We start from the raw sequence: 13,255 nt of genomic DNA, 5'->3' as shown, positions 1-13,255 counted from the left end.
TTAATTAAAATTAATGGTATGAAATTAAACAACAAAAAAATAGCTATTGTAGGTGGTGGTCCCGGCGGACTAACACTGGCAAGGCTCCTGCAACTTAAAGGAGTCAATGTAAAAGTATACGAAAGGGATTTTAACAAGCATGCCCGTGTGCAGGGTTCGCCACTGGATCTTCATAAGGATTCGGGGATTGCAGCAATGCGTGCTGCTAACCTGCTTGAGGAATTCAAAAAAGCCTACCGCCCCGGTGCCGACAGACTTACCATGACAAACCACCTTGGTGAAGTACTGTTTAGCGACCATGACACTGCTCCCGGAGAAGACTTTAACAATGAAGGCTTCCGCCCTGAGATAGACCGTGGTCCGTTACGCATGTTACTGCTGGATTCCCTGCAACCCGAAACCGTAGTATGGGACTGTCATTTTATTGCTATGGAAAAGCAAAACGAAGGATGGTTACTGCATTTTAAAAACGGAACTACTGCTTATGCCGATATTGTTATTGCTGCCGATGGTGCCAACTCAAAAATACGCCCCTATCTTACCGATATTAAAGCATTCTATTCAGGTATTACCATGATTGAGGTAAGTGTACCTAATGCCAAAAAAGGCGCTCCAAATATTTATAACTTAACCAATGGCGGCAAGATAATGGCTTTTGGTAACGGAAAGTGTTTGCTTATGGGACTTAAAGGCAACGGAGACCTTGGCTTTTACATTAGCCTTAAAACCGATGAAAACTGGGCAAAGGCTAATGGTATAGACTGTAATAGTAAAGAACAGTTACTGGAATGGTTTAAAAACGAGTATACCGAATGGGACAGCAGTTGGCTTGAACTGTTTAAAAACATAGATACTCCGTATATACCCCGCCCTATTTATTGCATGCCGCTAAACCAGTATTGGGAACCACAACCTAACCTCACTCTTCTTGGCGATGCTGCGCATGTAATGCCTCCGTTTGCAGGAGAAGGTGTAAACATGGCAATGAAAGATGCTTTAGAGCTTAGCGAATACCTAACCTCAAACGAGTATGCTACTGTTCATGAAGCTATAGAAGCCTACGAGAATGGTATGCGCAAAAGAGCATCTGTTATAGCGAAGGAGTCTCTTGATAATGGAGAGCGCATGCACTCTAAAGATGCTGCTAATGCAATGGTACAGATGTTTAGCGAAATGGAATAAAAAAAGCCAGTCTCCCGACTGGCTTTTTACAATAACTAGTAAACAATATAATTACGCTAAATCAAATCTGTCTGCATTCATAATTTTATTCCAGGCAGCAACAAAGTCGTTTACAAACTTCTCTTTGGCATCGGCACTGGCATATACCTCAGCAACCGCCCTTAGTTCTGAATTGGAACCAAAAACAAGGTCGGCACGGGTACCTACCCATTTAGCCTTACCTGTATTACGGTCGCCACCCACATAGGTTTCCCTTTCGTCTGACGTGGCTTTCCATTCGGTATTCATATCCAGCAGGTTCACAAAGAAATCATTTGTTAACTGCCCCGGCCTGTCGGTAAACACACCATAGTTCGATCCGTCAAAATTAGTATTAAGTACACGCATACCTCCTAAAAGCACTGTAAGTTCAGGCGCTGTTAGGGTAAGCAGTTGTGCCCTGTCTATTAAAAGCTCTTCGGTAGATACCTGTGATTTTCCCTTGCGGTAGTTACGGAAACCATCAGCAAACGGTTCAAGGTAACCAAACTGTTCTACATCGGTTTGTTCCTGTGAGGCATCCATACGCCCGGCTGCAAATGGCACGGTAATATTATGTCCGGCATCTCTGGCAGCTTTCTCCACTCCGGCAGCCCCTGCAATAACAATAAGATCGGCCAGTGATACTTTTTTACCTCCGCCCTGAGCGGCATTAAAGCTGTTTTGAATATCTTCCAGTTTACCCAATACTTTTTGTAACTGTACAGGGTTGTTTACCAACCAGTCTTTTTGAGGTGCTAAACGGATACGTGCACCGTTTGCTCCTCCCCTTTTGTCTGATCCGCGGAAGGTTGAGGCAGAAGCCCAAGCTGTAGATACAAGTTCTGACACACTTAATCCCGACTCCAGTACTTTTGCCTTTAGTGCAGCCACATCGCTGTCGTTTACCAACTCGTGGTTCACTTCAGGGATTGGATCCTGCCATAACAATTCTTCCTGTGGCACTTCAGGACCAAGGTAACGGGATTTAGGCCCCATGTCACGATGTGTTAGTTTATACCATGCTCTTGCAAAAGCATCGGCAAACTCATCTGGATTTTCATAAAAACGTCTTGATATCCTTTCGTATTCCGGGTCAAATTTCAGGGAAAGGTCGGTAGTAAGCATTGTAGGCCTGTGTTTTTTACTTCCATCAAAAGCATCAGGTATTATGTTATCGGCATTTTTAGCCACCCATTGGTGTGCCCCTGCCGGGCTCTTAGTCAGTTCCCATTCGTAGCCAAACAGGTTTTCAAAAAAGTTGTTACTCCATTGTGTAGGCGTTTTAGTCCAGGTCACTTCCAGTCCGCTGGTAATGGTATCACCACCTTTACCTGTACCGTAGCTGTTTTTCCAGCCCAGTCCCTGTAACTCTAGGTCGGCACCTTCCGGTTCGGCACCTACGTGATCGGCAGATGCGGCACCGTGTGTTTTACCAAAGGTGTGTCCTCCGGCAATAAGTGCCACCGTTTCCTCATCATTCATTGCCATACGGCCAAAAGTATCTCTAATATCCTTTATTGCTGCCACAGGATCAGGGTTTCCGTCAGGCCCTTCAGGATTTACATATATAAGTCCCATTTGTACGGCTGCAAGAGGATTTTCAAGGTCGCGAGTATGTTTGTCACCATCGGCATCATCGTCGGACACTGTTACGCCATGTCCTTCCACTACTCCCTCAGAACCATGCCCGTAACGGATGTCTCCGCCAAGCCAGGTTGTTTCGCTACCCCAGTATACATCTTCTTCAGGTTCCCAAACGTCTTCACGGCCTCCGGCAAAACCGAATGTTTTAAAGCCCATAGACTCTAAAGCCACGTTACCGGTAAGTATCATTAAATCGGCCCATGATATTTTTTTATCATATTTCTGTTTGATAGGCCAAAGTAGTCTTCGTGCCTTATCAAGGCTAACGTTATCAGGCCAACTATTAAGTGGGGCAAAACGCTGTTGCCCGGCACCTGCACCACCACGACCATCACCTACACGATACGTCCCCGCACTGTGCCATGCCATACGGATGAATAACGGACCGTAATGTCCGAAATCGGCAGGCCACCAGTCCTGAGAATCAGTCATCAGAGCATGCAAATCCCTTTTCACTTCCTCTAGGTCAAGGCTGTTAAAAGCTTCAGCATAGTTAAAGTCCTTATCCATAGGGTCAGACAGCGATGAGTTTTGTCGCAGCAAACTCACCTTTAGCCTTTTAGGCCACCAGTCGTTGTTTTGGGTCCCCCCTCCGGCAACATTACTTTTCATATTGCCGTTATGAAACGGACATTTACTGATATCGTTTTCTTTTCCCATAATTCAATACTTTATGATTGGTTAATACTTTGTTCAATTTTTGTTGTTACTCAACCATATAAAGTTATGATTTTAAGAGAGATAATCAAAGGAGTTTAAAATCAATTAATTCTATATTAAAATAGTTAAAAACTATTTTACAAACCCTTAAAAATAGAATTACATGATACCCTGCTTTTAAGACTATCATTTTATATGAAAATCATCTCTATAATTAACTAGTATTTTAAAAGTGATATAGGTCACCCTCTTTACCACTCTTTAATAGCGAACTTTGTTTTGTAACCAAACTTTAATACATGGAAACTACAAAACAGGATAGTTTGGCTATTGCCGAAAAACTCCAACAGCTATATTTTAAAGGATTGTATGAAGGGGATATTAACCTGCTTAAAGAACTTTTTAATCCCGGCACACTGCTGTTTGGCGATGTAAATGGGCAACCCTATGCCAAAACACTGGAAGAATACTTAGAGGGAGTTGCCAGCAGGGTAAGCCCAAAGGATTCGGGCACAGACTTTAAAGGAATAATCATATCGATAGAGGTGATTAACACTATAGCAATGGCAAAAGTCAACGTAAAAATGTATACCTTTAATTACTACGATTTACTTACTTTCCATAGGCTTAACAATCAATGGGTAATAGTAAATAAAGCCTTCACAAATGTAACCGAATAATAACTTTTAAATCTTAAACCATGTGGTACAATAATAAAGTAACCGAAATACTTGGCATTAAATATCCAATAATGCAGGGACCCTTTGGTGGCGGACTCTCTACACCAAGACTGGCAGCCACTGTTTCAAACATGGGAGGTCTTGGAGGGTATGGTGCCTACACTATGAGCCCACAGGATATTTACGACATTGATAAACAAATTAAGTCACTTACCAATAACCCTTATAACATTAATCTTTGGGTTTCAGACACCGATGCCGTAAACGGCACCGTAAGCAACGAAGTCTACGAATATACCAAACAACGCTTTAAATCTTATTTTGACAAAGCCGGCATTGAAATGCCCGATAAGCCTGTCCCTTTTAAATCAAGGTTTGAAAATCAGTTACAGGCTATACTTGACATAAAGCCTAAAGTATTCAGTTTTATGTTTGGCCTGTTGTCGGAAGATGTAATGGAACAATGTCGTAAACGCGACATAAAACTGGTAGGTGCTGCCACAACACTCGATGAGGCTGTTGCATTAAACAATAGCGGAGTAGATATGATAATAGCTTCGGGGTTTGAGGCCGGAGGTCACCGCCCTTCATTCCTTGCCCCTGCAGAACAGTCTACCACAGGTACTTTTGTATTAATACAACTCATAAAGGAAAAAGTAAATGTTCCTGTTATTGCAGCCGGTGGTATTGCCACAGGTAGCGGGATAGCCGCAGCATTTACCCTGGGTGCCGATGCCGTACAAATAGGCACCGCTTTTTTGGCATGTGAAGAATCGGGGGCATTGCCGGCACATAAAGAAGCCTTATTTAGTGATGCCGCAAAATACACAATGCTTACCCGTGCCTATACTGGTCGCCTGGGGAGAGGCATCAATACAAAATTAGGGCTTGACTTAATAGGTAAGGAAAATGATTTACTCCCTTTCCCCCTGCAAACAACTTTTATGTCCTTTTTAAGAAAAGCAGCACTGGAAAAACAAAAACACGATATGGTTCTTTTTTGGGGAGGACAAATAGCCCCCATACTTAAACATCGAAAAGCGGATGTACTAATGAAATCCCTTATTGCAGACACAACAGATATACTAGGCTGATTACTATACAACTAAAAACAGGTAATTACATCTGTAAAGTCTGTCACTAAATTATGTGGCGGACTTTTTTTATTACCCCTGTTAAACCGCACCTTTAGAACTAATAGGTGTTTTTACGCAGTTTAAAAAAACAGGTAATTATACTCGCGGAAACCTTTACGGATAGCCATAACTTTGCCATATAAACCAACCAACCAATATTTAACGATGGAAAGCTTAAAGTACAATCAGGTCATCTTTAAGGCTTCCAGCAATTGCAGTAAAAACAGAGAAGCACTGGAGGAACAACTGGCTTTTAATCCAAATGTACCCGACAATTGCGGTTGCCTTAGTCTTGAATTTGTGGCATGGAGGCATAGTACCCCTTTTATTGCTTATAAAAGTATAGAACCGGGCTTTTTTGCCCTTTCAAGCCATACCATAAACGGAGCATCATTAAGTATTTATTTGAAAAAGCTGCAGGAATGGCACAATTCCGCACCAAATCATTATCCTGTACTTATAAATCTTAACATTAATAGCCTTAACGGTATTGACGCAAACTTTCATGATGAAATAGACACCTACCTTACATGTTATTTTAAGAAAGAACTTATTTTTAAACCGGGGCAACTTATTAAAAATGGTAGCCTAAGCCTTGCCGAAAACGTAAAAAATTACGGATGGCCTACCTTAGCCCAAATGCAGGGAAAATTTATTTTTTGCCTTACAGGAAATTCTGACCGTAAAGACAAATATGCCAATACCGATATTGAAAAACGATACTGTTTTAGCGAAGGTGTTATATCTACTTTAAAGGAGATTCCGGAAAAAGGGAATATTGTTTTTTTTAGCACCATATATTCTCAATACCAACCATATAAAGAACTATTCAAAAAAAAACTGGGCTTTTATCATGATGCTAATTATATAACACGTTTATATAACGTAAACAATAGCGATGCCTGGGAATATGCCATTGCCCATAACTTTAGTGTTATAGCTACCGATAGGTTAAATGCATCGGACGATGCAGAAATCTCTCCCCTTGTACCTTTAAGACGCAAAGCAATAACCGTAAAGGGATATCTTAAAAATAAGGCCAATAACGAATACAGAACCAACAAGGCCAGTAAAATGTGCCGCAGGTTTAAAAATGAGGTTTGCACCTTTATTTTTGAAAAGCACGGAAAAGGATTTGCTCTTAAAAATGAGGAAACGCAGGAATACCTTAACAGCAAGATGAACTACATCCCGCTTGCCGGATATACCGAAGATGAACTATGGCTTGCCATAAGGGCTGAAGGCGAAGAAAACGGCTATTATTTTAAAAACATAAAGAATAGCAAGTACCTTACAAAAAAGGCTTCGAGACTATCGGACTCACAAGGTGATACCGAAATTTTCCTAACCGGTATTGCACTGGAATAGCACCTAAACAAAAGCTGTTTCATCGTGTTTATTTACCCTTAAACGAAAACATAGCGGTTTATTTTTCAATAAATTAGACACTATATTATATTTGCTGCATCCTTACAAAACCAAGCAATGGCATCCAACTTACAAATATATTTTTTTTACATTACAGGGATTATATCCCTGTTTTTTTTACACTCTTGCAAACCTGCCATAAACGATAATGACAATAATAGTATTGATACTGAAAAAGGTACTAAAGAATCTCCTACAGACACTATGGGGATACTGAAACCTACCCTTGGTAATTCCGAGAATAAAAACTATTCTGCACTAACAACAAGCAAGGAATCGGCACAGAAAATTAAAACATTTCTACATCAAAAATACCTTGAAGACTTTGACGTACTAAAACCAGCCGACAGAAAATTTAGTTTTTTTCAAACTGATTTTAACAATGACGGGAAAGACGATTATTTTGTACATCTGTATGGAAGTTATTTTTGTAATGCAGAAGGATGTACTTACCTGCTTTTAGATAATGACCTGAATGAAATAGCTGTTTTTAAAAATTTATACTCCCCTATTTACAGGAGCGATAAAACCACCAACGGCTGGAATGATATTATTCTTTTCTCTCCCGAAATACTGAAGGATGAGCACCAATACATAAATATTACCTTTAAAAACGGTAAATACACTTATACCCCTGCAGAGGCTGAAAAGCTGAATTTTATTCCGTCTCAAAACTGTATAGTAATGTGGGACAACCAAGTAAGCGCTAAAGAGTTTTCATTTTAAACTTCATAAACTTTATCTGTAGTTCATAAAAAAAGCCCCGTTGATTTAGCGGGGCTTCTTTATCTCTAAAACTTGCGTTAATAGATTGATCGATTGGTTTGTTGTGATACAAAGATGAGATTAGCCCTACAATTTTACAATACAGGAAAATACTGAATTTTATTACGGAAAATACGTAACACAAATTTTGAGCACAAAAAAACCCGCTTTGTCCCCAAAGCAGGCTATAATAGAACAAACATTGCATAACCCGTCGTAGGTCGGTTTACATGCACAAAAATCGAATACTATAAAATGGTTTACAATACAGGAAAACACTAAATCTAACCAAGTAAAATACGTAACCCTTATTTATTTATGATTAGATTAAAATTATTTTTACTAATTTTGTTTAACTATTTTATAAAAACAATGAACACAATTAAAAACGTATTCAATATCAAGGACCTTGAGAACCTTTCGGGTATCAAGGCACACACCATTCGTATATGGGAAAAAAGATATAACATCCTTGAACCCATGCGTACTGATACCAACATACGTTTTTATGACATTGAGAACTTACAGAAACTACTCAATATAACCACATTACACAACTTTGGCTATAAAATATCGGCTATATCAAAGATGCCAGCCGAAAAGTTACCTGTACTGGTTAAAGAGATTTTATCAAAAAACAATCTTGCAGATCATGTACTGAACAACTTTAAACTGTCCATGATGAATTTTGACCAGGCACTGTTTCTAAACACCTACAACTCATTACTACAGGAAAAGTCATTTAGAGAAATATTCCACGAGTTCTTTATACCACTACTTAGTGAAATAGGCTATCTGTGGCAAACCAACACTATTACTCCGGCACACGAACATTTTATAAGTTATTTGATTAAGCAGAAGCTTGCTTCAAATACCGAAAAGATACAAATAACCCCTCCCTCAAAAACCGACAGGACTTACGTTTTATACCTGCCTCAAAACGAAATACATGAACTGGGACTTATGTTTCTTAACTACGAATTGGTACTTAACGGCTATAAAACCGTATATTTAGGAGAAAGCGTACCATTAGATAATCTAAGGGATGTAAAAACCTATTTTAACAAAATTACGTTTATAACCTATAGCACTATTGCGCCAGATAACAACGAAATAAGTAATTACGTAAACAACCTTAAACAGCAGGTAGTAAACGATAACGACACCAGACTGTATATTTTTGGCAGGAACGGAAAATTCCTTGATCAGGATATTTTAAACAACAACATTAAGGTGTTTGAAAGCATAGCTGAATTTACCAACAGCATATAATTTAACAAAAATTTGTTTTGTTAATGTTTAATCTTTTTCTATTTTTATTAAACAAATGAACACTACCATAAACATAATCGGATCAGGATTTTCCTCTTTGGCAGCTGCCTCTTATTTAGCCCGCTCTGGCAGCAATGTTACCGTTTATGAAAAAAACAGTACCATAGGCGGAAGGGCACGTCAGTTAAAAAAAGACGGGTTTACTTTTGATATGGGACCTACATGGTACTGGATGCCTGATGTTTTTGAGCGTTTTTTTGAAGATTTCGGCAAACGTCCTAAAGATTATTATGAGTTAAAAAAGCTATCACCAGCCTATAGCGTTTGCTTTGGCATGAATGATTTTATAACCATTGGTGATAATCTTGACGAAATATGCCGTGTGTTTGATAAAACAGAACCCGGCAGCAGCAGGAAACTGCGCAAATTTATAGCTGAAGCAAAAAGTAACTATGATATTGCCATAAAGGATTTAGTATACCGCCCGGGTTTATCCCCACTAGAGCTGGTTACCCCACAAACCATTGCTAAGCTCGGGCAATTTTTCGGCAACATTTCTAAAGATATCCGTAAGGAATTCAAAAACAAAAAACTGGTACAAATACTGGAATTCCCCGTACTGTTCTTAGGTGCAAAACCAAGCGACACACCATCCTTTTACAGTTTTATGAACTATGCCGATTTTGGCCTTGGTACATGGTACCCTAAGGGCGGAATGTTTAGCGTGGTGGAAGCCATGCAACAACTGGCTATTGAACAGGGAGTAAAATTTGTTACCAATGCTGATGTAGAAAAAATTGAAGTGGATGAAGACGGGTGTGCCACACATATTATTGTAAACGGAGAAAGGATAGCAGGCGACATCACATTAAGCGGTGCCGACTACCACCACACCGAAACACTTTTAGACAAAAAGTACAGGCAATACAGTGAGGGCTACTGGGAGAGGAAAACCTTTGCTCCTTCTTCCCTATTATTCTATGTTGGTTTCAACAAGCCTGTAGAAAATGTAGAACATCATACCCTGTTCTTTGATGTGGAGTTTGACCAACATGCTGCCGATATTTATGACAACCCAAAATGGCCCGAGCAGCCTTTGTTTTACGCCAGTTTTTCGGCAAAAACCGATAGCGACACAGCTCCGCAGGGAATGGAAGCAGGTACTTTTTTAATTCCGCTTGCACCGGGATTAGAAGATACCCCAAAATTAAGAGAGCAATATTTTGAAAAAATAATGACAAGGCTTGAAAACCTTACACAACAAAGCCTTAAAGACAGTATACTTTTTAAAGAATCATTTTGTGTAAACGATTTTGTAAACGATTACAACTCCTATAAAGGAAATGCATATGGCCTGGCCAATACCCTGTTGCAAACCGCCTTTTTAAGGCCGGGGCTTAAAAGCAACAAAGTAAAAAACCTGTTTTTTACGGGACAGCTCACCGTTCCCGGACCTGGCGTTCCCCCTGCATTAATATCGGGGAAACTGGTAGCGGGACTCATAGAAAAACAATTATACAAACAACCCAAACAAACTTTTACCAAACGTTATGAAATCAATATTTGATAAAGTTTCCTTTGATTGCAGCAAGAATGTAACAAGGTCATACAGTACTTCGTTCTCCTCTGCCGTTAAAATGCTGTCACCCCGCATAAGACAGGATATTTATAATATTTATGGCTTTGTGCGCTTTGCCGATGAAATTGTAGATACATTTCACGACTACAACAAGGAAGAGCTTTTTGATCTTTTTGAAAAAGACCTCAATAATGCCCTGCGTGACAAAATTAGCCTGAACCCTGTACTGAATTCGTTTCAGCATACGGCTAACCAGTACAACATACCTAAAGAACTGATTGATGCTTTTATGAAGAGTATGAAACAGGATTTGGTAAAAAAGGACTACAGTTCACTTGCCGAATATAACGAATACATTTATGGATCTGCAGATGTGGTGGGGCTTATGTGCCTTAAGGTTTTCGTAAATAATGATGATACCCGATATGAAGAGCTTAAAGGATCTGCCATGCGATTAGGATCGGCGTTCCAAAAGGTAAACTTCTTAAGGGATATTAAGGCTGATACCGAAGAACTTGGAAGAAGCTACTTCCCTTCGCTAAACCTTAACGAAATTACAGACGATATAAAGAAGCAGATAGTAGAGGAAATTGAAGCCGACCTAGCCGAAGGTTACAAAGGGATTTTAATGCTACCTGTAGAAGCTAAGTTTGGTGTATATACTGCTTATGCCTATTACAAAAAACTACTCAAAAAACTAAAAGCTACCCCATCTCCCGAAATTAAAACGAGAAGAATAAGGGTACCTAATTATCAAAAGTTTGGCTTATTAGCACAGTGTTATTTAAATTATCGTTTTAACTTTATATAAAAATCAAAACCATGTTAGTTTACATATTGGTATTTATATTAACCTTTTTCATTATGGAGTTTATGGCGTGGTTTACCCATAAATACATTATGCACGGTTTTTTATGGAGCCTGCACAGGGATCATCACCGCAAAGACCACGACTCGTGGTTTGAACGTAACGATGCCTTTTTTATATTTTATGCACTGGTAAGTATTGGTTTTTTCCTTTTATGGAAATACCAGATACTCGATATTGGTCTTGCCATCGGGCTGGGTATACTCGCCTATGGTATAGCTTACTTTTTTGTACATGATATTTTTATACACCAGCGCTTTAAGTTTTTGCGCAATGCCAATAACCGTTATGCAAAAGCAGTAAGGAGAGCACATAAAATGCACCACAAACATTTAGGGAAAGAACATGGCGAATGTTTTGGAATGCTCATCGTTCCGTTTAAATATTTCAAAAAATAAAAAATCCGCTACAAGAGCGGATTTTTCGTTTTAAGAACTATTATTTATATCAAATTAACCTTCTTTATTATTAATATTCATTGCATCAAGAGCCGGTTGCAACTGCGCTATATCCAGTCCTGATTTTTGTATTAGCTGTACTACAGTAAACACATCACCGGGAGTCATATCGTCGCCTAAAACCCTTATAACCCCAAAGCTGTCTCCGTTTTGATGCAGGTAAACTACAAACTCATCTATATCATCATTTTCGCCAAGCATACTTATACTGCCTCCGCTTTTACCCGAACCGAAACGCATCAGTTCTTCATAGCCTCCAGTTTTAAGCAGCCCTTTTACATTTTTAGCTTCGGCTGTATACAGTTGGCTATTCTCGTTCCCATTTTTAAAAATCAGGATGTTGAGCTTTTTAACTGCATCAAGCGCTTTTGTCTCTTTTGGTGATAAATTCAATTTATCACTCTTTATAATACTGGTTCCTAAATCAAAGGCAAGAAAATCTTTAGAGTTTGATTTCTCTACAAAGTACTTTTGTAATGACGGACCCGAGTCACATGACACTAAGCTTAGCATAAGGGCAAGCATGATCCCGAAAAGATAATGGATGGTTTTCATAATTTTTATTTTTTACCTGAAGCTTTTTTTAGTTTATCACCTCCCGGTATCTTCATATAATCAGTAAGGAAAGATATTTCCTTAAGATCAAAAGTACCTGTAAGCGACATTAAAACTGTATCATCACCGTCTCCTCCGTTAATAAACATAAGCAGTTCTTTAACTTCAGATGAGGTTGCTCCGGTTTTTACGTAAATCTTAATGGTTTGCCCACCTTCGCTAATACGCATCAGTTCCTCTAATGGGTATTTTTTAAGGTAAGCATCCACGGTTTTTTTCATTTCAGCTTTGAACTTAGCATTTTCGGTAGTGAATACCTTCAGGTTATCCAGCCTTTTTATAAGACTGAAAAGCTGTTTAGTACTCTCATCGCCAGAGTCGGCTTTCACCTCACTCATAAGTTCAAACATCTTTTTATTAACCAGTATAGATACTATCTCATCTTCATCCTCAAACTTGTCAAACATTGACTGAGCGAAAAACAAAGTAGGCATTAGCACTAATACAAAGGTTATAATCAGCTTTTTCATTTTGTGGTATTATATTAAGTTTATGGTACTTTATTACAATTTTACTTTGCCGGTAAAGGTAACAACTAATGTTTCATCATCGTCACCGCCGTTAACAAATACGAGCACTTCGTCTAAAGTATCTGCCCCCGATGTTTGTTTTGCATACACTTTTACTTCCTCACCGTCATCCTTTACACTCACCAGCGCTTTCATATTATTATCCCTAAGATAGTCTTTTACCGCGGCTTTTAGTTGTTTTTTATACTTCTTCACATCGGTACTATACACCTTTAGGTTATCTAGTCCTTCGGTAAATTTAGTTACCAGATTCTGTTCATCCTTACCTACTTTCATTTCTCCGGCAAGGTCTATCATACTTTTATCAACAACAATAACGTCTATACCGTCTACGTCGTCAAATTTATCAAATGCTCCCTGTGCATAAAACAGCACCGGTACCAGCATTACTACTAAGGTTACTATAAGCTTTTTCAT

General features: G+C 39.0%; 13 protein-coding genes. 9 read left to right on the top strand and 4 right to left on the bottom strand.

Annotation, left to right across the window (positions count from 1 at the left end; genetic code table 11):
• Window positions 1–18 precede the first annotated feature (18 nt).
• On the top strand, window positions 19–1,182 hold the full coding sequence (locus ABS768_RS16750) for an FAD-dependent oxidoreductase (RefSeq protein WP_408076109.1): 1,164 nt from the start codon (window positions 19–21) through the stop codon (window positions 1,180–1,182).
• Between the two features lie 51 nt (window positions 1,183–1,233).
• On the opposite strand, the gene katG is transcribed toward ABS768_RS16750, so the two are convergent.
• A complete protein-coding gene (gene katG / locus ABS768_RS16745) occupies window positions 1,234–3,507 on the bottom strand; it encodes a catalase/peroxidase HPI (protein WP_408076108.1) in 2,274 nt (757 codons plus the stop codon).
• Window positions 3,508–3,806: 299 nt separating this feature from the next.
• Here katG and ABS768_RS16740 point away from each other — a divergent pair, with 299 nt between their 5' ends.
• The 8 genes from ABS768_RS16740 (at window position 3,807) to ABS768_RS16705 (ending at window position 11,633) form a co-directional block, all read left to right on the top strand.
• Window positions 3,807–4,187: a nuclear transport factor 2 family protein gene (locus ABS768_RS16740; protein WP_408076107.1), complete on the top strand. Its 381-nt coding sequence runs from the start codon at window positions 3,807–3,809 to the stop codon at window positions 4,185–4,187.
• 20 nt (window positions 4,188–4,207) lie between these two features.
• Window positions 4,208–5,281, top strand: a complete 1,074-nt coding sequence (locus ABS768_RS16735; RefSeq protein ID WP_408076106.1) for an NAD(P)H-dependent flavin oxidoreductase — start codon at window positions 4,208–4,210, stop codon at window positions 5,279–5,281.
• 207 nt (window positions 5,282–5,488) lie between these two features.
• A complete protein-coding gene (locus ABS768_RS16730; protein WP_408076105.1) occupies window positions 5,489–6,691 on the top strand; it encodes a Ca2+-dependent phosphoinositide-specific phospholipase C in 1,203 nt (400 codons plus the stop codon).
• Between the two features lie 117 nt (window positions 6,692–6,808).
• The gene (locus ABS768_RS16725; RefSeq protein WP_408076104.1) at window positions 6,809–7,477 is read left to right on the top strand and encodes a hypothetical protein; all 669 of its coding nucleotides are present in this window, start codon (window positions 6,809–6,811) and stop codon (window positions 7,475–7,477) included.
• 411 nt (window positions 7,478–7,888) lie between these two features.
• Window positions 7,889–8,788: a MerR family transcriptional regulator gene (locus tag ABS768_RS16720; protein ID WP_408076103.1), complete on the top strand. Its 900-nt coding sequence runs from the start codon at window positions 7,889–7,891 to the stop codon at window positions 8,786–8,788.
• Window positions 8,789–8,843: 55 nt separating this feature from the next.
• Entirely contained in the window at window positions 8,844–10,355 is a 1,512-nt protein-coding gene (locus tag ABS768_RS16715) for a phytoene desaturase family protein (protein WP_408076102.1), read from the top strand.
• Window positions 10,339–11,178, top strand: coding sequence for a phytoene/squalene synthase family protein (locus tag ABS768_RS16710; RefSeq protein ID WP_408076101.1), 840 nt, complete (start codon window positions 10,339–10,341; stop codon window positions 11,176–11,178). Before ABS768_RS16715 ends, ABS768_RS16710 begins: the two co-directional genes overlap by 17 nt.
• 11 nt (window positions 11,179–11,189) lie before the next feature.
• On the top strand, window positions 11,190–11,633 hold the full coding sequence (locus ABS768_RS16705) for a sterol desaturase family protein (protein ID WP_408076100.1): 444 nt from the start codon (window positions 11,190–11,192) through the stop codon (window positions 11,631–11,633).
• Between the two features lie 54 nt (window positions 11,634–11,687).
• Here ABS768_RS16705 and ABS768_RS16700 read toward each other — a convergent pair whose 3' ends face one another.
• From ABS768_RS16700 to ABS768_RS16690, 3 genes are read right to left on the bottom strand one after another with little or no spacing between them, the layout of a single operon-like run.
• The gene (locus ABS768_RS16700) at window positions 11,688–12,248 is read right to left on the bottom strand and encodes a DUF4252 domain-containing protein (protein WP_408076099.1); all 561 of its coding nucleotides are present in this window, start codon (window positions 12,246–12,248) and stop codon (window positions 11,688–11,690) included.
• Window positions 12,249–12,253: 5 nt separating this feature from the next.
• Window positions 12,254–12,778, bottom strand: coding sequence for a DUF4252 domain-containing protein (locus ABS768_RS16695; RefSeq protein WP_408076098.1), 525 nt, complete (start codon window positions 12,776–12,778; stop codon window positions 12,254–12,256).
• 33 nt (window positions 12,779–12,811) lie between these two features.
• Window positions 12,812–13,255 carry a DUF4252 domain-containing protein gene (locus tag ABS768_RS16690; protein WP_408076097.1) on the bottom strand — a complete coding sequence of 148 codons (444 nt, stop codon included), beginning with the start codon at window positions 13,253–13,255 and terminating at the stop codon, window positions 12,812–12,814.

This window comes from Flavobacterium rhizophilum (assembly GCF_046000485.1).
GTDB lineage: Bacteria > Bacteroidota > Bacteroidia > Flavobacteriales > Flavobacteriaceae > Flavobacterium > Flavobacterium rhizophilum.
The sequence above is the reverse complement of the archived record's forward strand: the minus strand, read 5'-3'. Positions and strand labels throughout refer to the sequence as shown.

What these genes read in the sequence shown, in the direction of transcription:
- ABS768_RS16750 (WP_408076109.1), top strand. Translation starts at nt 19, where the DNA reads ATGAAATTAAACAACAAAAAAATAGCTATTGTAGGTGGTGGTCCCGGC.
- katG (WP_408076108.1), bottom strand. Translation starts at nt 3,507, where the DNA reads ATGGGAAAAGAAAACGATATCAGTAAATGTCCGTTTCATAACGGCAAT.
- ABS768_RS16740 (WP_408076107.1), top strand. Translation starts at nt 3,807, where the DNA reads ATGGAAACTACAAAACAGGATAGTTTGGCTATTGCCGAAAAACTCCAA.
- ABS768_RS16735 (WP_408076106.1), top strand. Translation starts at nt 4,208, where the DNA reads ATGTGGTACAATAATAAAGTAACCGAAATACTTGGCATTAAATATCCA.
- ABS768_RS16730 (WP_408076105.1), top strand. Translation starts at nt 5,489, where the DNA reads ATGGAAAGCTTAAAGTACAATCAGGTCATCTTTAAGGCTTCCAGCAAT.
- ABS768_RS16725 (WP_408076104.1), top strand. Translation starts at nt 6,809, where the DNA reads ATGGCATCCAACTTACAAATATATTTTTTTTACATTACAGGGATTATA.
- ABS768_RS16720 (WP_408076103.1), top strand. Translation starts at nt 7,889, where the DNA reads ATGAACACAATTAAAAACGTATTCAATATCAAGGACCTTGAGAACCTT.
- ABS768_RS16715 (WP_408076102.1), top strand. Translation starts at nt 8,844, where the DNA reads ATGAACACTACCATAAACATAATCGGATCAGGATTTTCCTCTTTGGCA.
- ABS768_RS16710 (WP_408076101.1), top strand. Translation starts at nt 10,339, where the DNA reads ATGAAATCAATATTTGATAAAGTTTCCTTTGATTGCAGCAAGAATGTA.
- ABS768_RS16705 (WP_408076100.1), top strand. Translation starts at nt 11,190, where the DNA reads ATGTTAGTTTACATATTGGTATTTATATTAACCTTTTTCATTATGGAG.
- ABS768_RS16700 (WP_408076099.1), bottom strand. Translation starts at nt 12,248, where the DNA reads ATGAAAACCATCCATTATCTTTTCGGGATCATGCTTGCCCTTATGCTA.
- ABS768_RS16695 (WP_408076098.1), bottom strand. Translation starts at nt 12,778, where the DNA reads ATGAAAAAGCTGATTATAACCTTTGTATTAGTGCTAATGCCTACTTTG.
- ABS768_RS16690 (WP_408076097.1), bottom strand. Translation starts at nt 13,255, where the DNA reads ATGAAAAAGCTTATAGTAACCTTAGTAGTAATGCTGGTACCGGTGCTG.